Raw genomic sequence first — 26,225 nt, 5'->3', positions numbered from 1 at the left:
ACCTCGGTTAGCGGCCGCGGCGCACGAGAGCGCCCGCCAGCATCAATAACGTTGTCAACGCGACGAGCAGCGAAGACGCCGCGGCAACGACAGGCGTGAGGTCCTGGCGCAGCGTGGCCCAGATCCGCACGGGCAGCGTCTGCAGCGTCGGGCTCGACATGAAGATGGACACGACCACCTCGTCCCACGAAGCGAGGAACGAAAAGATCGCCGCGGCGTAGAGCCCGAGCCGGATGGCCGGCAGCGTCACTTTCAGCTTCACCATGAACGGCGAGGCGCCGCAAATGAGCGCTGCATCTTCCAGCGACGTGTCGAAGCTCGCGAGCGAATTGCTGATCGAGATGATCGAGAACGGCAACGCGATGATCAGGTGGCCGATCACGAAGCCCGTCATCGTGCCGTTCATGCCGATGCGCAGGAAGAACGCATAGAGCGCGACGGCGAGCACCACGACCGGCAGCACCATCGGCGTGATGAAGAACGCCTGCACCGCGCCGCGCCCGCGAAACTTGCCGCGTACGAGCGCAAGCGAAGCGAGAAAGCCGATCGCGACGGAGAGCACTGTGACGATCACGGCGAGCTTCGCGCTCGTGATCAGCGAGTCGATCCAGCCCGCATCGGTGAAGAGTTGCCGGTACCACTCGAGCGTCCAGCCCGGCGCCGGAAAGATGAGCCACTGCGAATCGCCGAAAGAAAGCGCGACGATAAAGACGATGGGCAGCAGGAGAAAGAGCGCGACGGCCCCGCCCACGGCCAGCAACATCCAGCGCAGCGCGCCCAGGCGATCGAAATCGAGCAACATGTCAGCGCCCTCCGAGGCTTGCGCGCGCATGGCGCGTGAAGCGCAGTTGCAGCGCATAGAGCGAAAGCGTCACGGCGAGCAGCACGAATGCGGCGGCGCCGGCGAGGCCCCAGTTCAAGAGTTCCTGCACGAGCTGCGCAATGAGTTCCGCGAGCATCATGTACGAGGGGCCGCCCAGCAGCGCGGGCGTGACGAAGTAGCCCAGCGCCATCACGAACACCATGAGCGCGCCCGAGGCCACGCCCGGCATGGCGAGCGGCACGAGAATGCGCCAGAAGGCCTGCCAGCGGCTCGCACCGCACACGGCGGCGGCGCGCAGCGTCGACGGGTCGATGCTGCGCAGCGTGGCGTGCAGCGGCATCACGAGAAACGGCAGCATGATGTAAGCCATGCCGATCGTCACGCCCGTGAGATTGTTGACGAGCGAGAGCGGCTCATGGATCACGCCGATCGCCATCAGCATGCGGTTGATCGGTCCCGTTTCCTGCAGCAGCACCATCCACGCGAAGGTCCGTGCGAGCAGGTTGGTCCACATCGACAGCAGCAGGATCGCGAAGAACACGGCGCTGACCTTGCGCGGCGCGATGGCGAGCAGCCATGCCATCGGAAAGCCCACGAGCAGCGTGACGAGCGTCACGACCGTCGCCACGAGAAACGTATTGCCGAACACGCGCAAATACGTGGTCGAGCCGAGCAACTGCTGGTAGTTGTGCAGACCCGGCGTCGGCTCCAGCACGCTACGCAGCAGCAGCGAGAGCACCGGCAGCAGGAAGAAGATCACGAGCAGCAGCATGGCGGGCGTCAGCAGCCGCATGCTGCGCCAGTCGCGCCGTTTGCGCGTGGCCGTCGCGGCCGGGTGCGCGACGGTACTCAATACGTTGGGCATGATGTTTCCTTTTGAACCGGTTCGCGACCTCGGGACTCGCTTACTTCGATTGCCACGCGTACCAGCGCTTCGCAATCGCATCGCGGTTCTCGGCCCAGTACTTCATGTCGAGATTGATCTGCGATGCCTTGTATTGATCGGGCAGCGTCTTCGCCATGGCCGGCGACATCAGCGCGGCCGACTTCACGTTGATCGGCGCGTAACCCGTATCGGCCGCGAATTTGGCCTGGGCCTGCGGGCTCGTCGCCGCGGCGAGATACTTCATCGCCGCATCGCGGTGCTTCGCGCCCTTCGGGATCACGAGCATGTCGGCGGCGGTGAGGTTCTGGTTCCACGAAATGCCGACGGGCACGCCGGTTTGCGCGAGCGCGTGCAGGCGGCCGTTCCAGAACATGCCGATCGGCGCCTCGCCCGAAGCGAGCAGCTGCTGCGACTGCGCACCGCCGCTCCACCACACGATGTCGCTCTTGATCGTGTCGAGCTTCTTGAACGCGCGGTCGAGGTCGAGCGGATAGAGCTTGTTCGGCGGCACGCCGTCGGCGAGCAGCGCGATTTCGAGCACGCCCGGCGCCGACCACTTGTAGAACGTGCGCTTGCCGGGGAAGCGCTTGGTGTCGAACAGGTCCGCCCACGTTTGCGGCTGCGCGCCCGTGTATTTCGCCTTGTTGTAGCCGAGCACGAACGAGTAGTAGAAGCTGCCCACCGCGGCCTGCGACGCGAAGCGCGGGTCCAGTTCGTCCTTCTTTACCACCGAGTAGTCGATCGGCTCGATCAGGCCGGCCTTCTGCGCGGCATAGGCGAAGTCGCCTTCCACGTCCACGACGTCCCAGCTCACGTTGCCGCTGTCGACCATCGCCTTGAGCTTGCCGTAGTCGGTCGGGCCGTCCATCAGCACGGTGATGCCGCTTGCCTGCGTGAACGGCTGCGCCCAATCCTTCTGTTGCGACGATTGCGTGGTACCGCCCCAGCTCGTGAAGACGATGGGGTCCGCGGCCAGTGCCGGCGCGGCTGCGAGTGTCGCTGCGCAGGCTACGAACATCGGCGCGATAAACGAGGTGCTTCTGCTGCTCATGGCTGTCTCCGGAATACGGTTGGTTGTCGCTTCGTCAGGCCGGCTGCGGGAAAACGCGACGGCTTCTTCATGGTTGTGTTCTGTGTCTTGCCATCAATGCGCGAGGGCGAGCGGCTGTACGGTGCCGGCTTCGCTGTCGCCCACGTAAATGCCGAATGCGTCCTGCTTGCGTTCGCGCACATAGCGTTCGAGCATCGAGCGCACGGCGTCATCGCTCACTTCGTCCCAGGGGATCTGCGAGAGCGGCACGATGCGGATGCTGCTGTCGAGCCAGGGCGAGCCGTTGTGAATCACGCGGCCGCGGTAATAGATGTGCTCGCCCGGCCCTTTGCCGCTGCCGTCTTCGAACACGGCGAAGAGAAAGTCGAGATGCGCGCGCAGGCCGAGCTTCGCGAGCACGCCGCGCAGGCTCGCCGCGTCGCTGGCCGGTTCGAGCCTGACGCCCGTTGGCAACGCCACGCCATTCGGCGTGTCGATCAGCACGAGGCCGTCGCGATGCTCGAGAATCGCGCCCACTTTCGCGCGCACGCCGGCTGCGGCCAGCGCATCCTGCGAGAGGCTGAAGTTCACGTACGCGCCGCGGCAGTAGCCAAGCGGCGTCGAGCTCGTTTGCACGAAGTCCACCACGCGGCCGATCAGGATGATGTGGTCGCCCGCGTCCACGACTTCATGCGTCGTGCAGTCGAAGCTCGCCGCCGCGCCGTCCATCACGGGCGCACCGGTTCTGCGTGTGCTCCAGGGCACCTGCGCGAACTTGTCGGCGGCCTTCGAGGCGAACACGCCCGACACCTGCTGCTGGTCTTCGGCGAGCACGCTCACGGCGAAGCGGCGCGTTTGCGAGAACACGGCATAGCTCGACGCCGTCTTCGCGATGCACACCAGAATGAGCGGCGGGTCGAGCGATACCGAGGTGAACGAGTTGGCCGTGAAGCCGCGCGGCGAGCCGTCGGGCTGGATCGTCGTGACGACGGTCACGCCCGTCACGAACGCGCCCAGCGCGCGGCGAAATTCGGCGCTATCGAAAGCCGGTTGCGCGGGATGGGCAGTCATCAGCTCAGCCATGGCGTTCTCCTGTGTTTGCTGCGGTATTGGCTACCTGCGTCGCCGATGCCTCGGCGAGGAACGCAAGCAGGCTTGCATTGACGCGTTCCGGGTCGGTCATGTTCATCATGTGGCGCGCGTTCGCAATGACTTCCGCGCGCGCGCGGGGCGCGACCGCCGCCATCGCGTGCGACATCTGCCCGCTCGAATTCGGATCGCACTCGCCGGTGAGGAAGAGCGCGGGTACCGCGAGACTCGCGAGACGTCCCACGTGCGCGTCGTCCGAAGAGGCGAAAAGGCGGTAGGTGCGCGCGTAGCCCACGGGATCGACGGCAAGCAGCAGCGCCCGCACCGCCTGCGCCGCCTGGGTCAGATGCCCCGGAATCGGGTCGCCGAACCAGCGCGAGAGCGTCGCGTCCACGCCGCTCGCGGCAGGCGCGTCGCCAAGACTGGCCGCGCGCGTCATCACCGCTTCGCGCTGCGCCGGCGTGCGATCGTACACCGCGTTCAGCGCAACCACGCTCAACGTGCGCGGCGCATTGAGCAGCGCGAATTCGAGCGCCACGAGCGCGCCCATCGAATGCCCCACGACGTGCGCGCGCTCGACCTGGATGGCGTCGAGCAGCGCTTCGAGTTGCGCGGCGTATTCGTCGAGCGTGGGCTGTGCGCTCGGCAGCGCGCTCTCGCCGTGACCCAGCATGTCGTAGGCGACGACGCGAAACGATTCGGACAACGCATCGATCTGCGGCGCCCACACGCTCTGGTTCATGCCCACGCCATGGATCAGCACCACGGTTTCGCACGCGGCGCCCGATGACGGCGCGTACACGCTGTAGCACGTGCCCGCGGTTCGACCGCGCTGGGCGCGCGAGACGGCATGTTCGGAGGCGAAAGCTGGCTTCATGGAATTCAGGCTCCATCCGGCGACTCGGGCGGTACGGAAAGCCGCCGGAGATCGCGTTCGATGAGATTATGGTATGCCATCTTATGGCCCACAACAAACTATTGCGTATTATGGAATACCATGAGATCACGTACGGGCGCGCTGGCACGTTTTGGGCCGCGCCTGATCCACCTGAATTGAGCAGACAAAAGAAAAGGCCGCCGGCGTATGCCGGCGGCCTTTCAGCCTGGCGAGCTAGCTAAAGCCTCAGGCGTCGCCGAGCCCCTCGTTCTGCTGGGCGAGCGCCGAGAGCGCCAGTTCGGAAACCCGCTTGATATGCGCGAACGACGCCGCGGAGGCCGCTTCGCCGTCGCGCCGCTCGATGGCGTCGAGCAGCAGGTTCATCTCGCGATTGGAGTCGCCGCCGCGCCCCGGCATCGCGATGGTCAAGGCACGCAAGCGGTTGATGCGCGCGTTGAGCGTCTTGACGACCGTGAGCGACACCTGCTTGTTGGCGGCTTCGAACAGCGTTTCATAGAAGCGCTCGGTGTGCTCCACCACGCGCGGCAGGTCGCGCTTTTCGAACGCGTCCTCGATGATCGCGCGGACCGCGCGCAGCTGCTGCACGACTTCGGGCGTGGCGTTCTCGGCGCAGGCCCGGGCGGCGTTGGCTTCGAGCAGCCCGCGCAACTCGTAGATCTCGCCCACTTGCGCGGGATCGAGGCGCGCCACGATCGGCCCCTGGCGCGCGACGATCTCGACCAGCCCCTCGGTCTCGAGATGCCGGAGCACCTCGCGCACCACCGTGCGGCTCACGCCAAGCTCGTCGCACAGCGTGCGTTCGACGAGCCGCGTGCCCGGCCGGAAATACCCCTGGACTATCGCGCCGCGCAGTTTGTCGAGCGTGAGCTCACGCAGGGTCTTGGCATTGCGATCGATTTTGAGGTCTTGCATAGGCGGCAACAGGAGAAGGACGAAAGTCCACGCACGAAGGCACGGACATGGAATGCCATATTATGACGCAACTGACGTCCAGCTTTCCTTCTGCCTGCCCTTTTGCCCCCGCTTTTTGCACCGGCCGCACCGGCCTGGTCAGCCCTCCAGCCCCTCGACGATCGCGATCTGCGCCACGCAATGGCCATCGCGCTTCGCCTTGGCCGCCTGATATTCCGGCGAGTGATAGCAGTCGAGCGCCGTTTGCATGTCGGGGAACTGGATCACGACGTGCCGCGCGAACGACTCGCCTTCCAGCACTTGCGCCGCGCCGCCGCGCGCGAGGAAGACGGCGCCGAACTTCTTGAACGCCAGCGGGGCGATGTCCGTGTAGTCCTTGTACTTGGCGGGGTCCAGCACGGTCACATGGGCAATCCAGTAAGCAGTCATCTCTCCTCCTCGTTTTCCATCGTCGGATTCATATCGAAAAAGCGGCAATCCCTTGGCAGACGGGGCTCGCCGCATGCCATCGGGTTAACACCCATGGCATGCCGTAACATGGTATACCAAAATGCTTCACACAATCAACGTACGAAGGAAGTTGCCATGAGCCTGATTCGCAAATCCATCCTCCATGTCGAGAACGTCTTCGTAGACGGCGACAAGGCCGCTGCGAAGCCGCTGAAGATGATCGGCGCGGTCGCGGTGATCAAGAACCCGTGGGCGGGCCGCGGTTACGTGGAAGACCTCTCGCCCGAGATTCGCGCAATCGCGCCGCAACTGAGCGAGCACCTCACGAAGCTCATCATCGACGAAGCCGGTTCGGGCGAAGCGGTCGAAGCGTTCGGCAAGAGCGCCATCGTCGGTCTTGCGGGCGAACTGGAGCATGCGTCCGCGCTCATCCACACGCTGCACTTCGGCAATATCTATCGCTCGGCAGTGGGCGCGAAGTCGTATCTCGCGTTCAACAACACGCGTGGCCCGGCCAATGCACCGCTGCTCATCCCGATGATGGACAAGAACGACGAAGGCCGCCGCTCGCACTACCTCACGCTGCAGTTCTCGATTGCCGACGCGCCGGCCGCCGACGAACTCGTGGTCGCCATCGGCGCCGCAACGGGTGGCCGTCCGCATCACCGCATTGGCGACCGCTACCAAGACCTCGCAGAGCTCGGAAATGACGTCAAGAACCCTGCAGCTGTCAAATAAGCGCGTCGCTCACTATCTGGAGCAAGGCGCGGGCGAACCGCTCGTCCTGATTCACGGCGTGGGCATGCAGGCGAGCGCGTGGTATCCACAGATCGAAGACCTCTCGGCCGAATTCCGCGTGATCTCGGTCGACATGCCGGGCCACGGTCGAAGCGATGCGCTCGAAGCGGGCGCCGGCCTACCGCAGTTCGTTGAGTGGGCAACGCATCTCATCGAGGCGCTCGATGCGGGCCCCGTCAATCTGGCGGGACACTCGATGGGGTCGCTGATCGCGGCGGGCGTCGCGGTCACGCGCCCCGATCTGGTCAGGCGTGTGGCAGTCCTGAACGGTGTGTACCGGCGCACCGAGCAGGCACGCGAGGCCGTGCTGCAGCGTGCGGCCGAGCTGCGCTCGGGCACCATCGACGTGGATACGCCGCTGCGGCGCTGGTTCAACGCCGAGGAAGCGCAGCAAGTGGCGGCGCAAAAGGTCGAGTCGTGGCTGAAGTCGGTGAACCTCGCGGGCTACGCCACGGCCTATACGGCGTTTGCGGGCGGCGACGACGTGTATGCCGACGGCTGGCAGACGATTCGCTGCCCTGCCCTCGTCCTGACCGGCTCGGACGACCCGAACTCGACGCCGGAGATGGCGAGACAAATGGCGCAAGCCGCGCACAACGGCACGGCCGTGGTGATCGAAAACGAACGCCACATGGTGAACCTGACCGCGCCTGACGAAGTCAACCGCGCGCTGCGGGCCTGGTTGCAAACGGAGCCGCAGGCGGAAAACCACGAAGTGGAAGTGTGAAATGAGCCAAGACACGAGCCAGGTAGTTAACCCGCAAGCCGCGAAGATCAACACGCGCGAGTTGCGCGACGCGTTCGGCGCGTTCATGACGGGCGTGACGATCGTGACGACCTCGACGGACGACGGCAAGCCGCTCGGCTTCACCGCCAATTCGTTTTCGTCCGTTTCGCTCGACCCCGCTTTGCTGCTGGTGAGCATTGCGAAGACGTCGGGCAATTACCAGACGTTTTCCACCGCCGGCCACTTCGCCATCAACATCCTCGCGGAAGGGCAAAGGGATTTGTCCAATACGTTCGCGCGGCCGAGCGACGACCGCTTCGCCAACCTGAACTGGCAATTGAGCGCCAACCGCAACCCGCTGATCGGCGACGTGAGCGCCTGGTTCGACTGCACGACGCACGCCGTGATCGACGCCGGCGATCACGCGCTCATCGTCGGCCGGGTCGAGGCGTTTCATTCGGCAGGCTTCGCGGGCCTCGGCTACTACCGGGGCGGTTATTTCACGCCGGCGAAGGTATCGGCGGAAGTCATCGCGGGCCCGAAGGTCATCGTGAGCGCGATCATCGCGCGCGAGGACAAGGTGCTCCTCGTGAAGACCGCCGACGGCAAATGGGCACTGCCTTCGAAAGAGATCGGCAAGGAAGGCGCCGACAAGGCGCTCGCCGAGATCTTCACGAAGTATCAGCCCGACGCATCGGCAAGCTTCATCTATTCGGTCTACAACAATACCGAAACTCATTACCAGTACATCTCGTTCCTGTGCAGCGCACCGGACGAACTCGCCGCGGCGGGCGACGCCTCGGCCCAGTTCGTGAGCCTGGAAGACGTGCAAACGCAAGCGTTCCAGGACAGCGCGCTCGCCAGCATGCTCCAGCGCTACCGCAAGGAAAGCGAATTGAAGAGCTACGGGATGTACTTCGGCGACCATAGCAACGGCACAGTCCGCCCGCTTCATTCCTGAAAGGTTCCATCATGCGATTTTCCCTTTTCGTTCACATGGAGCGCGTCTCCGACCAGACCAGTCAGAAGCAGTTGTATGACGAAATGGTCGAGCTGTGCCAGATCGCCGATCGCGGCGGCATGCATGCGATCTGGACCGGCGAGCACCACGCCATGGACTTCACGATCGCGCCCAATCCGTTCCTCAACATTGCGGACCTCGCCAACAAGACGAAGCACGTGAGACTCGGCACGGGCACGGTCATTGCGCCCTTCTGGCACCCGATCAAGCTCGCCGGCGAAGCCGCGATGACCGACATCATCTCGAATGGCCGTCTGGATCTGGGCATCGCGCGAGGCGCATACTCGTTCGAGTACGAACGCCTGATGCCAGGGCTCGACGCGTGGGGCGCAGGCCAGCGCATGCGCGAACTCATTCCGGCCGTGAAAAAGCTGTGGGAAGGCGATTACGCGCACGAAGGCGAGTTCTGGAAATTCCCCGCGACCACCTCGTCGCCGTTGCCGCTGCAGCGCCCGCATCCGCCGATCTGGGTGGCCGCGCGCGACCCGAACAGCCACGAATTTGCCGTGTCCAACGGTTGCAACGTGCAGGTCACGCCGCTGCATTTTGGCGACGAAGAGGTCGAGAAGCTCGTCGGCCACTTCAACGCCGCCTGCGAGAAGTTCAGCAACGTGCCGCGCCCGCAGATCATGCTGCTGCGTCACACGTATGTGGCGAGCAGCGAAGACGACGCGCAGGTCGCCGCCGACGAGGTGAACACGTTCTACAACTACTTCGGCGCGTGGTTCAAGAACGAGCGGCCCGTGAGCCGCGGCATGATCAAGCCGCTCACGAAGGAAGAGATCGCCGCTCATCCGTTCTACACGCCCGAGGCGATGCGCAAGAACAACGTCATCGGCACGCCCGAGGAAGTGATCGGGCGTCTGCGGGCCTACGAGAAACTGGGCTTCGACGAGTACTCGTTCTGGATCGATACCGGCATGAGCTTCGAACGCAAGAAGGCGTCACTCGAGCGCATGATCAACGACGTCATGCCTGCATTCAGGTAAGGGGCGGATTCCATGGATTTTCATTTTCAGCTGTATATCGACGGCCAGTTCGAAGCGGGCGCCGCGACGTTCGGCAGCGTGAACCCGGCCACGGGCAACGTGTGGGCGCACATGCCCGAAGCGCGCACGGAGCAGGTCAACCGTGCCGTCGAGGCGGCCAACCGCGCGCTGACCGATTCCGCGTGGGCCGGCCTCACCGCCTCGGCGCGCGGCAAGCTGTTGCACAAGCTGGCCGGGCTCGTCGAAAAGGCTGCGCCGCGTCTCGCTGAAATTGAAACGAACGACACCGGCAAGATCATTCGCGAGACGTCGAGCCAGATCGCCTACGTGGCCGAGTACTACCGCTACTACGCCGGGATTGCCGACAAGATCGAAGGCAGCCATATTCCCGTCGATAAACCGGATATGCAGGTCTGGCTCGAAAGGCAGCCCGTCGGCGTGGTCGCCGCCATCGTTCCATGGAATAGCCAGTTGTTCCTTTCCGCCGTGAAGGTCGGGCCGGCGCTCGCCGCCGGCTGCACGGTCGTCCTGAAGGCTTCCGAGGAAGCGCCCGGCCCGCTGCTCGAATTCGCGAGGCTCGTGCACGAGGCCGGATTTCCGCCGGGCGTCGTCAACGTGATCACCGGCTTCGGGCCGGAATGCGGCGCGGTGCTCAGCAGCCATCCCAGGGTCGACAAGGTCGCCTTCACGGGCGGCCCCGAAACCGCGCGGCATATCCTCAGGAACACCTCGAACAATCTGGCCAAGGTCTCGCTCGAACTGGGCGGCAAGTCGCCGTTCATCGTGTTCGCCGACACCGATATCCAGAGCGCGGTGAATGCGCAAGTCGCGGCGATTTTCGCGGCAAGCGGCCAAAGCTGCGTGGCGGGCTCGCGTCTCCTGATCGAGGCGTCCGTCAAGGAGCAGTTCCTCGAGTTGCTCGTCGAGCGCGTCTCGCGCATTCGCGTAGGCTCACCCAACGAGATGACGACGGAATACGGGCCGCTCTGCACCGAAAGGCAACTGCGCAACATCGAGAAGATCGTCGCGAGTTCCGTGAGCCAGGGCGCAAAGGTGCTCGCCGGCGGCAAGGCGCTGGAGCGCGACGGCTACTACTACGCGCCGACGATTCTGGACTGCACGGGCGTGAGCCACGCGGACAGCATCACGACGGAGTTGTTCGGCCCCGTGCTTTCGGTGGATACGTTCTCTTCCGAACAGGAAGCCATCGAGAAGGCGAACAGCACCGCCTACGGACTCGCCGCGGGCATCTTCACCACCAACCTCACTCGCGCACATCGCGTTTCGCGGCGCGTGCGTTCGGGGATCGTCTGGATCAACACCTATCGGGCAGTGTCGCCGCTCGTGCCGTTCGGCGGCTTCGGGCTTTCCGGGCACGGCCGCGAGGGCGGCATGGCTGCCGCGCTCGAATACACGACGACGAAGTCCGTGTGGCTGCGTACCTCGGACGAGCCGATCAGCGATCCGTTCGTGATGCGCTGATCTCATCCCGCTGTATCGATTCAAGACTGCTGCAAAGCCGTTCAAGGCGATGCCGCGCCACTTTGGTGGCGTGGCTAGGCCTGTGCAATAAAGATGGAGACACTATGAAAAACCCGGCGAACGACAACAGCGTTCTGACCATTGAAAGCAACTCGATCGAGTATGTCGCTCCCGAGCATCGGCATGGCAAGCCAGCCGATCTGTTCACGTTGTGGTTCTGCACGAATGTCGCGCCGCTTGCGGTGATATCCGGCGCGACTTCGGTGCTGGTTTTTCACCTCGACGTGATGAGCGCGATTCTCGCCATCGTCGCCGGGCAATTCTTCGGCGCCATTTTCCACGCCCTCACCTCTGCGCAAGGCCCGCTCGTCGGCGTGCCGCAGATGATTCAAAGCCGCGCGCAATTCGGCCGCTATGGCTCGCTGCTCGTGGTCAGCTTCACCACGCTGATCTATCTGGGCTTCTTCGTCTCGAACATCATCCTCGCGGGCAAGACGCTCCACACCGCCGCGCCCGCGGTGCCCGTGCCGGTAGGCACGGTGCTCGGCGCGATTCTCGCGACGCTCGTCGGCGTGATCGGCTATCACTTCATTCACCGCTTCAACAAGATTGGCGCGTGGTTCATGGGCGGCGCGCTCCTGATCGGCATGATCATGATGGCGCCCGGCCTCGACGCGCAGATCCTGCAGCAGGGCCATTTCGACGTGTCGAACTGGTTCGCGATGTTCGGACTGTGCGCCGTCTGGCAGATCAGCTTCGCGCCCTATACGTCCGATTATTCGCGCTACCTGCCGACCTCGGCGGGCTTTGCGAAGACTTTCGCGTTCACGTATTTCGGCACCTCGCTCGGCACGATCTTCGCGTTTCTCTTCGGCGTGCTCGCGGTCAGCACCGGCCATTCCACCGACGCCATGCAGGCCATCCGCACGCAAACGGGCGTGTTCGGCTACGTGCTGATCTTCCTCTTCCTCGTCAACATCATTGGCCACAACGGCATGAATCTGTATGGCGGGGTGTTGTCGTTCATTACCGCCGCGCAGACCTTCCGCCCCGACTGGGTGCCGGGCCGCACCGTGCGCGTCGTCTTTTCGACCGCCCTGCTGGTCGCCTCTACCGTCACGGCGTTGTGGGCCTCCAGCAATTTCATCGCGATCTTCCTGACGGCGATCTTTGCCATGCGCATCGTGCTCGCGCCCTGGGTCGCGATCAATCTGGTCGACTTCTATCTGATCAATAACCGGCGCTATCGCGTCGCGGAAATCGTCAGCAGCCACGGCGGCGTGTATGGGGCCTTCAACGTCAAGGCCATCGCCATCTACCTCTTCGGCATTGCGGTGCAGGTGCCGTTCATGGCGGAAAGCTTTTTCCACGGCCCGCTGGCATCGATCGTCGGCGACGCCGATGTCTCGTGGATGGTCGGCCTCGTCGCGACCGCGCTGACCTACTACGTGTTCGCTTCGAAAGACGGTTCGCGTTCCTCCCGGCGCTCGCCGGCAGGGGCGGCGGTTTCCGAGTGAAGCGCGCGGCAGACGCGCAAAACGAAAAGGAAGCGCTGCGGCTCTTCCTTTCGTCCTGCACATGACTCACACCCATACAAGTCAGTCGTAAAGCACCGCCGCGATCTTCGGGTCGCTCATATTGGTCTTGTCGTACCAATAGAAGCCCGTGTCGATCTTCTTGGGCAGCGTTTCGCCCTTCAACGCCTTCGCCGCGGAATCGACGACGCACTTGCCGATGCCGACCGGATTCTGCGTGATCGCGCCCGCCATCAGGCCGGACATGATGGCCTCCTTCTGCTCCTTGCCGGAGTCGTAGCCGATCAGCACCAGCTTCTTGCCCGACTCCTTCACGCCGATCGCCGCGCCTTCCGCCGAGCCTTCATTGGCGCCGAAAATGCCCTTGAGGTTCGGGTTCGCCTGAATCATGGCCTTGGCGATTTCCGCCGACTTCAGGTGGTCGCCCGCGCCGTACTGCACGGAAACGATCTTGATGCCCGGGTGCTTCGTCTTCATCTCGTTGAGGAAGCCGTCGCGCCGGTCGATACCCGTGCGGCTGGTCTGGTCATGCACGATCACGCCGACTTCGCCGGAATTGCCGATCATTTCCGCCATCTTGTCGGCGGCGAGCGCGGCGGCGGCGAGGTTGTCCGTGGCGCAGGTCGTGAGCGGAATATCGCTGTCGACGCCCGAGTCGAACGCGATCACGGGGATCTTGCTCGACTGCGCGCGTTTGAGCAGCGGAACGGCGGCCTTGCTGTCGAGCGCGGCGATGCCGAGCGCCTGCGGTTTCTTGGCAAGCGCGGCCGAAAGCATGTCGATCTGCTTGTCGACCATGGCCTCGGTTTCAGGGCCTTCGAACGTGATCCTGACGTTGTTCGCCTTCGCCGACTGTTCCGCGCCGGATTTCACGGCTTGCCAGAACTGATGTTGAAAGCCCTTCGAAATGATCGGAATATAGGGTTCCTCAGCATAGGCCAAGCTGGACGCGCCCACGAGCGCGCCCACTCCGATGACGGCACTGATCAGTTTTCTTTTCAACATGACATTTCTCCTCCTAAGGTGGGCCATAGACCTCCAGCCGTTGAGGGAGCCTTGTTTTACTCCCCGTTCTTTTCCTGCTTCTTTCGTCTCCCTATTGACTCTTCTTGCGACGCAGAATATCCGCGTAAACCGCGAGGATGATGATGAGACCCGTCACCACGATCTGCCATTCCTGCGCCACCGACATGATGCGCAGGCCGTTGGTCAGCACGCTCATGATGAACGCGCCGATGATGGTGCCGAGTATCGTGCCCGAGCCGCCGCTCAGCGACGTACCGCCGATCACCACCGCCGCGATGGCTTCCAGCTCGTAGCCCTGGCCGAGCGCCGGTTGCGCCGAGTTCAGGCGCGACGCGATCAGGAGCCCTGCAATGCCGCAAATCGCGCCGCCGAGGCCATAAATCGCGATCTTCCAGCGATCGACGTTCACGCCCGAGAGCCGCACGGCCTCTTCGTTGCTGCCGAGCGCGAACGTATAGCGCCCGAGCGCGGTGCGGTTCAGCGTGATCGAACTCACGATGGCGAGCACGAACAGGATCAGCACGGCGTTCGGTACGGGCACGCTGGGCAGGAAATAGCCGATCAGCGAGTCCTGCGAAATCATGTAGAAGTTTTCGGTGTCGTTGAAATAGATCGGCTTGTCGGACGAGACGACGAGCGAAAGGCCCTTGAGCAGCAGCATCATGCCGAGCGTGGCGATGAACGGCGGGATCTTCATCTTCGCCGTGAGCGTGCCCGAAATGGTTCCGCACACCGCCCCCGTGCCGATTGCGGCGAGCACGCCGATCCACATCGGCAAATGCCAGTAGGTCAGAAACACGCCGCAAATCACCGCCGTAAAGGTCATCAGCGTGCCGACCGACAAGTCGATGCCGCCCGTGATGATGACGAACGTGCTGGCAATGGCGAGCACGCCGTTCACGGCGGTCGCCTGCAGAATGCCGAGGATATTGTCCATCTGCATGAAGGCAGGCGAAGCGAAGCTGAAAAAGATCAGCAGCAGGATCAGGCTCGCGAACGCGAGCATTTTCTGCAGCGCAGTGGGCGAGAAAATGCGCGCCTTCAAGCCGGACGACCGTTTCTGGTCGGCCAGCGCCGCAGTATCCGATTGCATAGTCATGGATTCGACCTCTTGAGGCTCATGCCGCTTGCAGGGTTTCGCGCTGGGTCGCGAGATGCATGATGCGCTCCTGGGTCGCCTCGCTGGCGGAGAGTTCGCCAGTGATACGGCCTTCGCACATCACTACGATCCGGTCGCTCATGCGCAGGATTTCCGGAAGTTCCGACGAGATCATCACGATCGCCTTGCCTTGTTCGGCGAGCGCGCGCAACAGCTTGTAGATCTCGCTTTTCGCGCCGACGTCGATGCCGCGCGTGGGCTCGTCGAAGAAAAGCACGTCGCAGTCACGCTCCAGCCACTTCGCAATGACGATCTTCTGCTGGTTGCCGCCCGACAGCAGACGCACCGGCTGCGTGGCCGAAGGCGTGCGAATGGCGAGCAGACTGATGAAATGCGCCGCCCTCTTGCGGATTTGCACGCGGCGCAGAAACACGTTCAGCGAAAGGAATTTGCCGAGATTGGACATCACGATGTTCGATTCGACGTCCATGCCGGTCGCGAGACCAAAGCGCTTGCGGTCCTCGGAGAGATAGCCGATGCTGTGCGCGACCGCGTCGCTCGGCGTTTTGATCGATACCTTCGCGCCTTTCACGAAGACGTCGCCAGATTCGACCGGGTCCGCGCCGAACACGGCGCGCGCGACCTCGGTGCGGCCCGCGCCCATGAGCCCCGCAAAGCCCAGTATTTCGCCTTTGCGCAACCTGAAGCTCACATCCCGCACGAGCGGGCCCGCGTTCAGATGCTTCACTTCGAGCGCAACTTCGCCCTGGTGCGCCGGACCCGGGTACGGGGCGACATCGGCGAGCGTTCTGCCGACCATCATGCCGATGATGGCCTGCACGCTCGTATCGGCGGCGGCGACGGTGGCGACATACTCGCCGTCGCGCAGCACGGTGACGCGATCGGCGATCTGCTTGAGCTCATCCATCTTGTGCGAGATGTAGACGATCCCCGCGCCCCGCTCTTTCAACTGGCGAATGATGCGGAAAAGCTCGGCGATTTCCGCGTCGTTGAGCGCGGAAGTCGGCTCGTCCATGATCAGCACGCGCGAATCGAACGACAGCGCCTTGGCGATCTCGACCATCTGCTGGCTCGCGACCGTAAGTGAGCCGACCACCTTACGCGGGTCGAGCTGCACATGCATGCGGGCGAGAATCGCGCGGGCCTGCGCATTGAGCTTGTCTTCGTCGAGAAAGAGCCCGAGACGTCCGCGCGGTTCGCGGCCGATGAACATGTTCTGCGCGACGGTCAAATGATTCATCAGCTGGAGTTCCTGATGAATGATGCCGACGCCCGCGGCCTGGGCCTCGCCCGGACTCGCGAACGCTACGGGCTGGCCGTCGTAGAGAATGTCGCCTGAATCTCGCGTATACACGCCCGCTAGAATCTTCATCAAGGTCGACTTGCCCGCGCCGTTCTCGCCCATCAGCGCGTGCACCTCGCCCGCCATGAGCTCGAATTGCACTTCGTGAAGCGCTCTCACGCCGGGAAAACTCTTGCTCAGCTTGTTGACGGAGATGAGCGGCGTCATGGCGCTGATCCGCGAAGAAAAGCCAGACACATTACCGGGGCCTCTTGATTGCGTGCGCGGCGTGGCTTGCAGCGCTGCACAAAGGGGTTGAAGGACGGGGCGTTGCTCGACGTAAGGTTAACGGGCTCAAGGTGCAAAGAGATCCGGCCGTTCTTTCGCGGACCGGCGCAATTCCTCGATCACCTGATCGAGATGGTCGTGCATTGCTTTTGCCGCTGCGTCGGCACGGCCGGCGCGAATGGCCTCGAAGATCCGTTCGTGCTCGTCGAGCGTGTGCACGAGACGCTCGGGACTGGCCAGCAATTGCCTCGCGCGGTCCAGCGCGTTGCGCGACACCGCGACGATCTCTTTCACGCGCGGCAGGTTTACCGCGTCGAGCAGGATTTCATGAAACGCCAGATCGAGCTCATGAAACTCGAGACGCTGTCCACTGCCGGCGATCTTGCGCTGCTCGTCTAGATTGGCTGCCAGTGCGTCGATCGTGGCGCGGTCCTTCATGCGCGCGACGCCGCGCACCGTCTCGACTTCGAGCGCGCTGCGAATGAACAGATGCTGGCGAATATCGTCTAGCGCGATCGGTTTGACGCGCGTGCCGCGCTGCGGCAAAACCTCGACGAGACCCGCATGCGCGAGCTTCGCCAGCGCGGCGGAAACCGGAAAGCGCGACACGCCCATGCGTTCGCAGACCGCCATCTTGTCGATCATCATTCCGGGTTCCAGCGCGAGCGTCACGATTGCTTCTCTCAGTGCGTGCTCGACGGCATCGGTCAGGCTGCCGCGCTCGCCGCCCCTAATTTTTTGCAGTGCGACATAAGGATTGCCGGCGACACTCGCCACTTCGGATGAAGAGTTCACGGCGCGCTTGATTTTGAGAAGACATGCTAGCATGCTAGGTAGCAGATTCAACGTTGTCAACGCGTGCAAACGCCTGGTTTTCCCCTACCCGAAAGCCGTCCCTTTAGAAGGGAGTTCGAATGACCACGATCAGCAGCCTGTCCGTTCGCGATATCCGCTTTCCCACTTCGCGTTCGCTCGACGGTTCCGACGCCATGAACGCCGCGCCGGACTACTCCGCCACTTACGTCACGCTCGAAACCGATTCTCCAGACCAATTCACGGGGCACGGGCTCACGTTCACCATCGGGCGCGGCAATGAAATCTGCGTGACGGCGGTCAATGCGCTGGTGCCGCTCATCGTCGGCAAGCGGCTCGAAGACATTACCGCGAACATGGGCGCCTTTTGGCGCGCGTTCACTTCGGATAGCCAGTTGCGCTGGATCGGGCCGGACAAGGGCGCGATTCATCTGGCTACGGCGGCGGTCGTGAATGCGGTGTGGGACCTGTGGGCCAAATCGGTTGGCAAGCCTGTATGGAAACTGCTCGCGGACATGAGTCCCGAGGAACTCGTGCGCTGCCTCGATTTTCGCTACGTGACCGATGCGATCACGCCTTACGAAGCGTTGGCCATCCTGCATCGCCACGCGAAGACCAAGGGCGCGCGCGAAGCGGAAATGCTCGCGCAGGGCTATCCCGCCTATACGACCTCGGCCGGCTGGCTGGGCTACGACGACGACAAGATCCGGCGCCTCGCGCGGGAAGGCGTCGCGCTGGGCTGGACGCATTTCAAGCAGAAAGTGGGCGGCAATCTCGACGAGGACGTGCGGCGCGCACGCATTCTGCGCGAGGAGATCGGCGAGAACTTGAAGCTGATGATGGACGCCAACCAGGTGTGGGATGTGGACGAAGCGGTGGCGAACATGCGGCGGCTCGCGGAGTTCGATCCGTGGTGGATCGAGGAGCCGACGAGCCCCGACGATATTCTCGGCCATGCGGAGATTCGCCGGCGGTTGGGGGCGATTGGGGTTGCCACTGGCGAGCATTGTCACAATCGTGTGATGTTCAAGCAGTTGTTGCAGGCGCAGGCGATCGATTTTTGTCAGGTGGATGCCTGTCGGTTAGGGGGACTTAACGAAGTCATCGTCGTGCTGCTGATGGCGGCGAAGTTTGGTGTGCCCGTTTGTCCCCATGCCGGTGGCGTTGGGCTGTGTGAGTATGTGCAGCATATTTCGCTGTTCGATTATTTGTGTGTTTCGGCTTCGCTCGAGAATCGGGTTCTCGAGTATGTGGATCATTTGCATGAGCATTTTGTTGATCCTGTTGTGATTCGGAATGGGCGGTATATGCCGCCGCAGAAGCCTGGGTATAGCATTGAGATGATCGCTGGATCGCTTGATAAGTATCATTTCCCTGAGGGGGAGGCCTGGCGGGGTTAAAGGCCACCTTGGCCTTTCCTTGTTTTCGCGTCGGTATGCAGGCGTTGCCCCTGTGCGGAGCAGCCTGCATACCGACGCGAAAACAAGCATGCCCAGTCGGTGTCAGAAAAAAACAAAAAAAACACACCTACGTTTCGCCGCCCTCAGGCAGCAACCCAAGCGCCGCCCCCAACGCCCTGCCCCGCTCACCGGCCATCAGTTCAGCGAGCAGCTCGGGCAACGGCTTCCCACCCCAGTCAAGCGCCCGTTTGAGCATATATGGCACAGGACTATGCGGCTCATAGCGCATGAGGTACTCGGCAACAATGGCGAGCAACCGATACGCCTCATCACGCGACTGCGGCGCATCGAGCCTCCTCGGCCCAGCCGGCTCCAGCACCGCACCCGCCGCAGCCACCTGACCCGCTGCAGGCTCGACCGCCGCCGGCTCCTGAATCGTTGCGACTTCAACCATCGGTACGTCCTCCCACTCGGGATGCGTCGTGAGCCAGTCACGCAGCACACTCTCCATGCGCTCCAACGTCTCCAGCAGCGCTCCGAACGACGGCGCCTCCGCGCCGAGCCGCTGTGTGCACCACGCATCGAGTTTCGCGATGGGCGCGCGAGCGGCACGCAGCGCCTGCAACTGATCGCGCAACGCGGCAGGCTCCGCCGCATGCGCGGCCTGAGCCAACGCCAGCGCCACGCGTGCGGCCTCCTCGCGTTTCGCGGCCGGCACATCCTTGCGGTCCTTCACCGCCACCGCCTCGCGCTGCGCACCCTGCCAGCGCGCAAGCGTCAACGCAGATCCATCAGGCCCCGCGCACAACGCGATCCGCCCGCCAAGCAAGGTCGGATACTGCTGCGCAACCCACGCGAGCGGCGCAGCCCGAAAGCCCAGGTCGCCGTCGCGCGGCAACGGATGAATGTCGTCCCAATAGCGCGCACACAATTCGCTCAGCAGGGCGAAGCAATCCGGCAAGGCAACACATCCGTATCGATGCAGCCAGCTCTCGCCGAGCCATGCGGCGAGCGTCAAGTCCTTGCTACGGCGCGCGAGGAGGTCCTCACAGCCCGCTTCGACAGCGGCCCAGTCGGCGACCTTGAGCGTGGTTTGCCAGATGCCCGCGGGCAACGCCGGATCGTCCTCGCGGCGCGCCGCCTTGATCGCGTCGAAGGCGGCGTCGTGCAGCAGCGAGACGCCGGCCGGCGTGCCGCCCGGTATCGGTTGAACGAGTGCTTCGATGTCGAATGCCGGGTTCATCCGCGCCCCGCCTGGGTGCTCGACGGATCCGGTCCATAGGTGACCGCAGGCGTGCCGTATGCGCTGTAGCCCGGCGCCGCGTACGGCAGGTCGGGCCACGCGAGCGCCGTTTTCGACGCGCCCGTCATGCCCACCCGCATGAACATGCGCGCCGTCTGCGTGCCGCCGTTGCGGTCGCGCACCGGCACGTTCAGCACCATGCGCGCGTTGCCCGCGCCCGTGCCGGTATCCACGCCGTCGTCCGGCACCGCGTGCAGGCGCACGAGGCGTAATAGCGCCCACGTGTCGTTTGCCGCCCATGTGGCCGCTTCGCCGTCGACCGAGAGCGTCGGCTGCGACGCGTCCTGCATGGGCCGCCACGGGCCGTCCTTCGCCCAGCGCAGGCTCAGCGCGGCAGGCTGGCCCGGCGCCCAGCGCAGCGGCGTGCCCGCCGTGGCGGGCCAGGCGAGCGTCTGGCTGCCGCTTGCCAGCGACCACTGGATCACCTGGTCCGCACCGGCTTCGTCGGCGCGATCGATGCGCCAATCGACCGCCACGTCCACGCCCACGAGCGCCCCGTCCGCACCGCGCGCCACCAGCGCGTCGAGCCACGGTTTCGCGCGCGCGAGCTTCGCCAGAAACTGCTGCGCGCCCGCTTGCGGGCCGCCGCTCGCGGCCGCGGCGCTCATGCCGCGTTGCGCGTCCGCGAGCTTCGCGTCGAGCAGCGCGACGAAGGCCGCCGTCTGCCGCAGGTCGGCGGCCTGCGCGTTCGCATCCGCGGAGAACGGAAAGCGGCCGGCCAGGTAGCGTGCGAAATAGTTGCGCAGCTGTTCGTAGGCCTCGCCGCCGGTGCCGATCTGCAGCCGGTAGCAGCGCTCTCGCGCCGATGAGACGAGCCGCATGCCCGCGCTCGCGACGATGTCGCCCGAGCCCGGCACGTCCACCTGCGCGAGCGAGGCGCTGCAGGTGTCGAGGTCCATCTTGTCGAGCTGGTTGGAGATGATCGACGGCACCGCCACCAGCGCGCTCGCCGGGCTGCGCGCGCGGTATTGCGCGAGGTCCGCGAAGAGCGCCTTCCAGCGCGCCACGAGCCGTGCGTCGGCGGTGGAAAGCGGCGGGTTCTGTGTGCTCAGCCAGTCGAGCGCGCTCGACGCGAGCGTGGCCGTGTCCGCCACCGCGCTCGACTGCGCGGCAAGGTAGGTTTGCAGCGCTTCGGGCGTGGCGGCGCCGAATGCGCGCATCGAACCGCCGGCGTTGCCGTTCCACGCCGAAAAGTCGCCGCGCAGCGGCCGAAACGGTTCCAGCGATTGCAACTGGACATCGGTCGAGCGCAGCACGTCCAGCGCGGCGTCGCTCACGCGCAGGGCAACGGCTTGCGCAAGATCCGCGCGGCCGAGCGAGTCGAACGCTTCCACGAGATCGGTCGCGTTCTTGCGCAGCATGTCGAAGGACGCGCCTTGCGTCTGCGGCGCGTAGGCGACGTTGCGCGCCCCGCCCGCCGATGTTGCCGCTGTCGCAACGGGTGCCGACAGCGCGGCCACCATGCTGTGCACGGTCGCGTTGCCGGCCGCGGCGAGCAGCGCGCCGCGCCACGCTTCGGGCGCCTGCGCGAGAAGTCCGGCGGAGTATTGCTTGTAGGCGGGCAGGATCGCCAGTGCGCGCTGCGCCGAGTCGGCATCCACACCGCGAATTTCGGCCGTCGCATTGCCTTCGCCCGCGACGAACGACTGGCCGAGCAGCGTGCGCAACGCGTCGCGCAGCGGCAGCAGGTCCGGTGCCAGTTGCAGCCCTGTGGTGGGATTGGAGGCCAGCACGCCAGGCAGGTTGCCGCTTGCGAGCCACCGCGCCGCGAACGCGCTTTGTTCGCTCTGTTCGTGATCCAGCACGCTCGCCACCGGCGTCGCGCCGATCAGGCGCAGCCCCTTCGCGGTGTCGAAGGTCGCCGTGAGTCCCGGCACGAGTTCCTGGCCGTGCGTGCCCGCCCAGCCGTGGTCCGCGGTGTCGACCTGGGTTGCGAGCGTGTCGATGCGCGTGGCCAGTTCGGAGAGCGACGCGGTGGTCGGCACGGCACCGGGTGCCTTGAGATCGGCGAGCATGGCCTGGATTTGCGCGGCGTTCGTCGTGAGCGAGGAGTCCTGATAAATGGCGTCGAACCAGCGATCGAAGGTTTCCTCGAAGCACACGCTCGCCCGCGCGTGCGCGGCGCGCGCCTCGGTGCCGTCGAACGACAGCTCGCCGCCTTCCACCGCGGTCGCGCGCACGGCGTCGTCCAGCCCCGTACGGTCGGCCACGTGATCGGGCGAAAAGCTCACGCCCACCGCGCCGCGCATGAGTTGCGCAAGCATGACGGTGTTGCCCGAATCGCGTTCCACCAGCTCGTTGTAGTTCGTGATCAGCCGCTCGGTCTGCGCCGCGTTGGTGACGAGCCGTGTGCCCTGGGTGTACTCGGGCAGGTCCTGGGGGCGCCGCGCGGCGGCCGCGAGGCTCGCGTTGTCGCCCGACCCGGTGGCGCCGTCACAGTTCAGTTCGGCGAGACGGCTGACGAGCCGCGCGCGCAGCGGTGTGAACACGAGCCCGCTCAACACGTGGTATTGCGCGTCGTCGAGCCGGCGGCGCAGGCCGAAATACGAGAGCGGCATGAACGGCGTGGCGAGCTGCCAGCGCGGCACCTTGACGAAGGCGTTCGCGGCGCTGCCCAGCGCGTTCGCCGCCGCCGTTTCGCTGCTGCTCGCGCCCGCTTCGTGCCAGGCGACGCTGGCAAGCGCGAGCGCATCGTAGCTGCTCGCGAGCGCCCGTGCATCGCTGCGCACGTGCCAGGTCGTCACGCCGAGGCCCACGCACCAGCACACGCCCAGCGCGATCGCCGCGAACGTGGCGATGCGGTAGCGCCGCATGCGCAGCGCGAGCACGCGCGGAATGGCGAGTGCGAGTCCCTGCCCCGGCATCAGCAGGTCGTGCCAGAGACGCGACGCGAAGGCCGGCGCGGCGCGCGCCTCGCTGCGCGCCGCGTTCGTGATGGCGGGCTCCTCGCGCTCCTGTGCTTGCGGCATCGCTCCGACGCACCAGATGCCGCGCATGAGCGGCGCGGTGCCGTCGGCGGCGCCGCGCAAGGTGGGCTCGATGTGCTCGCGCAACGGCTCGCGCAGGGTGTCGAGGCGTTGAGGCAGCAGGAACACGTCGCCGTCCAGCGCGCCGTCGAGCGTGCCCATTTCGGTGACCGTCGCCGCGAGCGCGCGGCTCATGTCGGCGAAGGCTTCGTCTACCCACGCGGGTTCGAAGGCGCGCCGCGGTGCATACGGCGAGGCCCAGCCCAGCGGCGTCTCGATGCGCTCACGGCGCAGACGGGTCGCGAGCGCATCGAAGCCCGGCAGCGCGTCGCAGCCCGTCACCACCACGTAGAGCGGCAGCATCTGGCCCAGTTGACGCTGCAGCGCGAGCACCGTGCGCGAGGCTTCGAGCGCTGCGTCGGTGTCCGCGCGCGCGGTTCCGTTTTCGTCGACGAGCGTATCGAGCGCGATCACCCACACGAGCGCGTCGAGCGGTCGGCCCGGCCGGTTGCGCAGCAAACCGCGCAGCAAACGCCCGCCGGTCGAGCCGCGCCGGCGCTCGGCGGCCGCCCGCGCGCCGAGCGAGTCGCCGGGCTCCGCGATCAGGATGCCTTCGGCGTCGTGCCAGAGCCTGCCGAACCACGCCGGCTCGCCAACGGGCGAGAGACGCCAGCTGAGCGCCAGCGCGTCGAGCGCCGCGGGTGCGCCCGTGGCCAGCACGCGCGGCACCGAGTACGGATCGCGCACGCCCATCGCGTTGTGCGCCGTGCGCATCATGGCGGAGAAGTTGCGCAGCGGCCGGCGTTCGTCGCGCCCGCGCAGCCAGCGCACGACGAGCACGGCCGCGAGCCCCACGATCAACAGCGCGATGAGGACGATCAGGACGACTACGAGTGTGGTCGTCATGGCCGTGCTCCGCGTGGCTTGTCGTCAGGGCGGTCTTCGCTGTCTTCGCCGGCTTCGTCGGCGTTCTGCGCGCTCACCGTGACGATGCGCCGTGCCGCGAGCGCGAGCGTGGCGGGCGGCGCAGCAGCGACCGTCGGCCCCGCTGGGATGTCCTGAGTCCGCGGCATCGCCTGCACATCGGCGGGCGGAGGCGCTGGCCGCAGCCTGCGCACCGTCCGTGCGCGCGGCAGCACCATGCCCGTGGTGCTCGTATGGCTCGCCTGCGCGGGACGCCCTTGCGCCATCGACACCGTCTCGAACTGTTCGAGCGATGGCCGCACGGGCGCCGTCGCGTAGAGCCACAGCAGCTGCGAGATGCCGAGCAGCACCGCGAATCCGCCGCCCACGAACAGCGCGAGGCGTGCGCGGTCTGGAAACATCTGCGTGAGCGGACGGGTTTCGCGCGGCGCCAGCGCGGCGCGTTCGAGCGGCGCGCCGAGCCGGTCGGGCTCGGGGTCGCGCTGCATGGCGAACGCGAACAGCGCGTGGCGCAACTGATCGTGACGCAAGGCGCCCGCCTCGCCGCGCAGGCGGCCTCGAAAGCCTAGCGTGAGGCAGGCGAGATAGACGTTGGCGAGATCGCGCTGCGCCGGATCGCGCTGCGCGAGCAAGGTTTCGATGGCGGCCGGAATGCGCTCGCCCGCCGCGCGCGTGCCAAAAATACGCGCTTCGAGCGGATGCGTTTCCCACGCGCTCGCGCCATTCCACGCCGAAAACAGCAGCAATTCGTCGAGCAGCGCGACATAGGCGTACTGCGCGGCGGCGATGTCCGCTTCGCCGGCCGCGCCGGTCCAGGCCATCGCGTCGCGCGCGAGCTTGCGTGTGGCGGACTGCAGCTGCGTGGCGAGCGCGTCGGCATCGCGCTGGGGATCGGCGGACGTCTCTGTGCTCGCGGCGTTGGCGGCGCTGGCTGCAGTCGCCGCCAGTGCGACCGCGCGCAGGCGCGCGTTCTCCGCGAACGCGAACGCCACGACGAACGCGCGCATGAGCGGCAGGCGCTCGTCATTCGGGTCGCTGGGATCAAGCATGATCGGCTCCCGGCTGGCGTGCGTCGTCGGCGGCGTCGCCCGTGGGCGTGAAGAGTTGCACGGCCCAGGGCGCGCGGCCCGGCACGGTCGTGCGGACCTCGATGCACAACGGCTGCGCGCGGTCGAACCACGCATCCTCCACGGCCACCGCGAAGAGCGTCGTGTCGTCGCCCGTCGCATAGGCTGCGCGCTCCTCGCGCGCGAGCCGCCGGCGCGCGAGGCCGCGCATGCGCTGGCGCGCGAGCGTGGGCACGTAGGGCCGCGACGCGACGACGGCATGATCGAGCCACACGCTCGCGTCGTGCTCGCCCGCGTCGGGCGGCATGCGCAAACCGATCACGAGTTCACGCGCCACGTTGCCGCCGCTCTCGAACGGCGGCGCGATCCAGAAGCTGCCGCCCTCCTCGGTGAACGCGCGCACGCGATACCCCTGACGAATGGTCGCGAGCGCTTCGTCCGCCCACGCGAGCAGCGGATCGAACGACGCGAGCAGCGCCATGTAATCGAACGTCGCGAAGGCAGGCACGCCGCGCGCGGGCCGCAGCGCCGCGAGCGCGCCCGTCATGCCCGCAACGGCGCGGTACAGTTCGGCGGGATGCGCGATGCCGGTGACGAGCGTCGCCTCCACTTCGGGCAGGCGGCTCCAGAGCGCGCAAAGCTGGCGCTCGATCTGGACGGAATCGTCGCGCTCTTCCGCGCGTTGCGCCGCCTGCAGACGCCCCGCCAGGAACACGCATTTTTCGCGCACGCGCAGCAGCAGCTGCATCACACGTTGACCGAGCACCGAGTCGGCGCGCACGAACGGACAAGGCGGCGCATAGTCCGCAATCGCCACGCCGCCGCCCTGCTGCCGCACGCGCATGAGCGGCAAGCGGTCGAATTCGTGACGGCCGAGGTCCGTCATGAGATGCAGGCGCGGCGTCCACGTCGTGATCGAAGCCGGCTCGCCGCCCGAGACGAGATCGGGAACGTCGGGACTCTCGCGCTGGGTGTAGCGCCCGGCCTGCGGATCGAGTTGCCCGCCGCGATACAGCGGCGGCACCGCGAGATAGATCGTGACCTCCTCGTCCGGCGCGCTGAACGCGTGGCTCACGTCGATTTCCAGCACGGGATCGTGCGGCGTGTGGCGGATCGCGAGGCCATCGGCCAGGATTGCCTCCAGCGCGCTGATGCGCACGAGCCCCTGGGCGAGCCCGGCGGCGTCGTGCTCCAGCGAGAGCACGCCCCAGTAGTGCGCGCGCGCGGCGCCGGCGAGCAACGCGGCATGCCCCGCCGCGTGCAGCGCCTGGGTCTGGAAATGCTGCGGCAGCAAGGGCATGCCGTCGAACCAGCAGACCGGATCGGGAAACGAAGTTCGCATGATGTGTTTGCTTTCTATTGCTAAACGTTTCGTCGCTCAGTGTTGCCGCGCCGC

Annotated in this window: 22 protein-coding genes; 7 read left to right on the top strand and 15 right to left on the bottom strand. The window is 65.6% G+C overall.

Going from position 1 to position 26,225, the window contains the following annotated elements; translation table 11 throughout:
• Positions 1-7 precede the first annotated feature (7 nt).
• The 7 genes from AB4Y40_RS06125 to AB4Y40_RS06095 all read right to left on the bottom strand — a co-directional run bounded on the left by AB4Y40_RS06125 (position 8) and on the right by AB4Y40_RS06095 (position 6,067).
• Entirely contained in the window at positions 8-802 is a 795-nt protein-coding gene (locus AB4Y40_RS06125) for an ABC transporter permease (RefSeq protein ID WP_368686861.1), read from the bottom strand.
• Between the two features lies 1 nt (position 803).
• A complete protein-coding gene (locus tag AB4Y40_RS06120; RefSeq protein WP_368686860.1) occupies positions 804-1,688 on the bottom strand; it encodes an ABC transporter permease in 885 nt (294 codons plus the stop codon).
• Between the two features lie 40 nt (positions 1,689-1,728).
• Positions 1,729-2,760: an ABC transporter substrate-binding protein gene (locus AB4Y40_RS06115; protein ID WP_368686859.1), complete on the bottom strand. Its 1,032-nt coding sequence runs from the start codon at positions 2,758-2,760 to the stop codon at positions 1,729-1,731.
• A 93-nt stretch (positions 2,761-2,853) separates the two neighbouring features.
• Complete coding sequence (locus tag AB4Y40_RS06110) at positions 2,854-3,822, bottom strand: flavin reductase family protein (protein WP_368686858.1); 969 nt, start codon at positions 3,820-3,822, stop codon at positions 2,854-2,856.
• Positions 3,815-4,705, bottom strand: a complete 891-nt coding sequence (locus tag AB4Y40_RS06105) for an alpha/beta fold hydrolase (RefSeq protein ID WP_368686857.1) — start codon at positions 4,703-4,705, stop codon at positions 3,815-3,817. The genes AB4Y40_RS06110 and AB4Y40_RS06105 overlap by 8 nt, the downstream gene beginning before the upstream one ends.
• Positions 4,706-4,951: 246 nt before the next feature.
• The gene (locus tag AB4Y40_RS06100) at positions 4,952-5,638 is read right to left on the bottom strand and encodes a GntR family transcriptional regulator (RefSeq protein WP_254354726.1); all 687 of its coding nucleotides are present in this window, start codon (positions 5,636-5,638) and stop codon (positions 4,952-4,954) included.
• A gap of 138 nt (positions 5,639-5,776) precedes the next feature.
• Positions 5,777-6,067, bottom strand: coding sequence for a DUF1330 domain-containing protein (locus AB4Y40_RS06095; RefSeq protein WP_368686856.1), 291 nt, complete (start codon positions 6,065-6,067; stop codon positions 5,777-5,779).
• 156 nt (positions 6,068-6,223) lie between these two features.
• Here AB4Y40_RS06095 and AB4Y40_RS06090 point away from each other — a divergent pair, with 156 nt between their 5' ends.
• From AB4Y40_RS06090 to AB4Y40_RS06065, 6 genes are all read left to right on the top strand, one after another.
• Positions 6,224-6,826, top strand: coding sequence for an amino acid synthesis family protein (locus AB4Y40_RS06090; RefSeq protein ID WP_368686855.1), 603 nt, complete (start codon positions 6,224-6,226; stop codon positions 6,824-6,826).
• The gene (locus tag AB4Y40_RS06085; RefSeq protein ID WP_368686854.1) at positions 6,795-7,613 is read left to right on the top strand and encodes an alpha/beta fold hydrolase; all 819 of its coding nucleotides are present in this window, start codon (positions 6,795-6,797) and stop codon (positions 7,611-7,613) included. Before AB4Y40_RS06090 ends, AB4Y40_RS06085 begins: the two co-directional genes overlap by 32 nt.
• Before the next feature lies 1 nt (position 7,614).
• On the top strand, positions 7,615-8,574 hold the full coding sequence (locus AB4Y40_RS06080) for a flavin reductase (RefSeq protein ID WP_368686853.1): 960 nt from the start codon (positions 7,615-7,617) through the stop codon (positions 8,572-8,574).
• An 11-nt stretch (positions 8,575-8,585) separates the two neighbouring features.
• Entirely contained in the window at positions 8,586-9,623 is a 1,038-nt protein-coding gene (locus AB4Y40_RS06075; RefSeq protein WP_368686852.1) for an LLM class flavin-dependent oxidoreductase, read from the top strand.
• 12 nt (positions 9,624-9,635) lie between these two features.
• Positions 9,636-11,105 (top strand): aldehyde dehydrogenase, encoded by a 1,470-nt coding sequence (locus AB4Y40_RS06070; RefSeq protein ID WP_368686851.1) that lies wholly within the window; start codon positions 9,636-9,638, stop codon positions 11,103-11,105.
• Between the two features lie 104 nt (positions 11,106-11,209).
• Positions 11,210-12,622: a cytosine permease gene (locus AB4Y40_RS06065; protein WP_368686850.1), complete on the top strand. Its 1,413-nt coding sequence runs from the start codon at positions 11,210-11,212 to the stop codon at positions 12,620-12,622.
• Positions 12,623-12,703: 81 nt separating this feature from the next.
• Here AB4Y40_RS06065 and AB4Y40_RS06060 read toward each other — a convergent pair whose 3' ends face one another.
• The 4 genes from AB4Y40_RS06060 to AB4Y40_RS06045 form a co-directional block, all read right to left on the bottom strand.
• Positions 12,704-13,645, bottom strand: a complete 942-nt coding sequence (locus tag AB4Y40_RS06060; protein WP_368686849.1) for an ABC transporter substrate-binding protein — start codon at positions 13,643-13,645, stop codon at positions 12,704-12,706.
• A 91-nt stretch (positions 13,646-13,736) separates the two neighbouring features.
• Entirely contained in the window at positions 13,737-14,765 is a 1,029-nt protein-coding gene (locus AB4Y40_RS06055; RefSeq protein ID WP_368686848.1) for an ABC transporter permease, read from the bottom strand.
• 19 nt (positions 14,766-14,784) lie between these two features.
• Positions 14,785-16,296: a sugar ABC transporter ATP-binding protein gene (locus AB4Y40_RS06050; protein ID WP_368686847.1), complete on the bottom strand. Its 1,512-nt coding sequence runs from the start codon at positions 16,294-16,296 to the stop codon at positions 14,785-14,787.
• Between the two features lie 126 nt (positions 16,297-16,422).
• Positions 16,423-17,184: a GntR family transcriptional regulator gene (locus AB4Y40_RS06045; protein WP_324158346.1), complete on the bottom strand. Its 762-nt coding sequence runs from the start codon at positions 17,182-17,184 to the stop codon at positions 16,423-16,425.
• Between the two features lie 86 nt (positions 17,185-17,270).
• On the opposite strand from AB4Y40_RS06045, the gene AB4Y40_RS06040 reads away from it, so the two are divergent.
• Positions 17,271-18,569, top strand: a complete 1,299-nt coding sequence (locus tag AB4Y40_RS06040; RefSeq protein WP_368686846.1) for an L-fuconate dehydratase — start codon at positions 17,271-17,273, stop codon at positions 18,567-18,569.
• 127 nt (positions 18,570-18,696) lie between these two features.
• Here the strand turns inward: AB4Y40_RS06040 and tssA are convergent, their stop codons facing one another.
• Genes tssA through tssK form a run of 4 tightly spaced genes read right to left on the bottom strand, consistent with a single transcriptional unit; the run spans position 18,697 to position 26,171 of the window.
• Entirely contained in the window at positions 18,697-19,812 is a 1,116-nt protein-coding gene (tssA, locus tag AB4Y40_RS06035; protein ID WP_368686845.1) for a type VI secretion system protein TssA, read from the bottom strand.
• Positions 19,809-23,744 carry a type VI secretion system protein gene (locus tag AB4Y40_RS06030; protein WP_368686844.1) on the bottom strand — a complete coding sequence of 1,312 codons (3,936 nt, stop codon included), beginning with the start codon at positions 23,742-23,744 and terminating at the stop codon, positions 19,809-19,811. Before AB4Y40_RS06030 ends, tssA begins: the two co-directional genes overlap by 4 nt.
• Entirely contained in the window at positions 23,741-24,811 is a 1,071-nt protein-coding gene (locus AB4Y40_RS06025) for a DotU family type IV/VI secretion system protein (protein ID WP_368686843.1), read from the bottom strand. Before AB4Y40_RS06025 ends, AB4Y40_RS06030 begins: the two co-directional genes overlap by 4 nt.
• Positions 24,804-26,171 carry a type VI secretion system baseplate subunit TssK gene (tssK, locus tag AB4Y40_RS06020; RefSeq protein ID WP_368686842.1) on the bottom strand — a complete coding sequence of 456 codons (1,368 nt, stop codon included), beginning with the start codon at positions 26,169-26,171 and terminating at the stop codon, positions 24,804-24,806. Before tssK ends, AB4Y40_RS06025 begins: the two co-directional genes overlap by 8 nt.
• Positions 26,172-26,225: the final 54 nt, after the last annotated feature.

It is taken from the genome of Paraburkholderia sp. EG287B (assembly GCF_040965595.1).
Lineage (GTDB): Bacteria > Pseudomonadota > Gammaproteobacteria > Burkholderiales > Burkholderiaceae > Paraburkholderia.
This window is presented reverse-complemented; position numbering and strand designations above follow the sequence as displayed.

Coding starts and splice junctions, on each gene's coding strand:
- AB4Y40_RS06125 (WP_368686861.1), bottom strand. CDS start 802: ATGTTGCTCGATTTCGATCGCCTGGGCGCGCTGCGCTGGATGTTGCTG.
- AB4Y40_RS06120 (WP_368686860.1), bottom strand. CDS start 1,688: ATGCCCAACGTATTGAGTACCGTCGCGCACCCGGCCGCGACGGCCACG.
- AB4Y40_RS06115 (WP_368686859.1), bottom strand. CDS start 2,760: ATGAGCAGCAGAAGCACCTCGTTTATCGCGCCGATGTTCGTAGCCTGC.
- AB4Y40_RS06110 (WP_368686858.1), bottom strand. CDS start 3,822: ATGGCTGAGCTGATGACTGCCCATCCCGCGCAACCGGCTTTCGATAGC.
- AB4Y40_RS06105 (WP_368686857.1), bottom strand. CDS start 4,705: ATGAAGCCAGCTTTCGCCTCCGAACATGCCGTCTCGCGCGCCCAGCGC.
- AB4Y40_RS06100 (WP_254354726.1), bottom strand. CDS start 5,638: ATGCAAGACCTCAAAATCGATCGCAATGCCAAGACCCTGCGTGAGCTC.
- AB4Y40_RS06095 (WP_368686856.1), bottom strand. CDS start 6,067: ATGACTGCTTACTGGATTGCCCATGTGACCGTGCTGGACCCCGCCAAG.
- AB4Y40_RS06090 (WP_368686855.1), top strand. CDS start 6,224: ATGAGCCTGATTCGCAAATCCATCCTCCATGTCGAGAACGTCTTCGTA.
- AB4Y40_RS06085 (WP_368686854.1), top strand. CDS start 6,795: ATGACGTCAAGAACCCTGCAGCTGTCAAATAAGCGCGTCGCTCACTAT.
- AB4Y40_RS06080 (WP_368686853.1), top strand. CDS start 7,615: ATGAGCCAAGACACGAGCCAGGTAGTTAACCCGCAAGCCGCGAAGATC.
- AB4Y40_RS06075 (WP_368686852.1), top strand. CDS start 8,586: ATGCGATTTTCCCTTTTCGTTCACATGGAGCGCGTCTCCGACCAGACC.
- AB4Y40_RS06070 (WP_368686851.1), top strand. CDS start 9,636: ATGGATTTTCATTTTCAGCTGTATATCGACGGCCAGTTCGAAGCGGGC.
- AB4Y40_RS06065 (WP_368686850.1), top strand. CDS start 11,210: ATGAAAAACCCGGCGAACGACAACAGCGTTCTGACCATTGAAAGCAAC.
- AB4Y40_RS06060 (WP_368686849.1), bottom strand. CDS start 13,645: ATGTTGAAAAGAAAACTGATCAGTGCCGTCATCGGAGTGGGCGCGCTC.
- AB4Y40_RS06055 (WP_368686848.1), bottom strand. CDS start 14,765: ATGACTATGCAATCGGATACTGCGGCGCTGGCCGACCAGAAACGGTCG.
- AB4Y40_RS06050 (WP_368686847.1), bottom strand. CDS start 16,296: ATGACGCCGCTCATCTCCGTCAACAAGCTGAGCAAGAGTTTTCCCGGC.
- AB4Y40_RS06045 (WP_324158346.1), bottom strand. CDS start 17,184: ATGCTAGCATGTCTTCTCAAAATCAAGCGCGCCGTGAACTCTTCATCC.
- AB4Y40_RS06040 (WP_368686846.1), top strand. CDS start 17,271: ATGACCACGATCAGCAGCCTGTCCGTTCGCGATATCCGCTTTCCCACT.
- tssA (WP_368686845.1), bottom strand. CDS start 19,812: ATGAACCCGGCATTCGACATCGAAGCACTCGTTCAACCGATACCGGGC.
- AB4Y40_RS06030 (WP_368686844.1), bottom strand. CDS start 23,744: ATGACGACCACACTCGTAGTCGTCCTGATCGTCCTCATCGCGCTGTTG.
- AB4Y40_RS06025 (WP_368686843.1), bottom strand. CDS start 24,811: ATGCTTGATCCCAGCGACCCGAATGACGAGCGCCTGCCGCTCATGCGC.
- tssK (WP_368686842.1), bottom strand. CDS start 26,171: ATGCGAACTTCGTTTCCCGATCCGGTCTGCTGGTTCGACGGCATGCCC.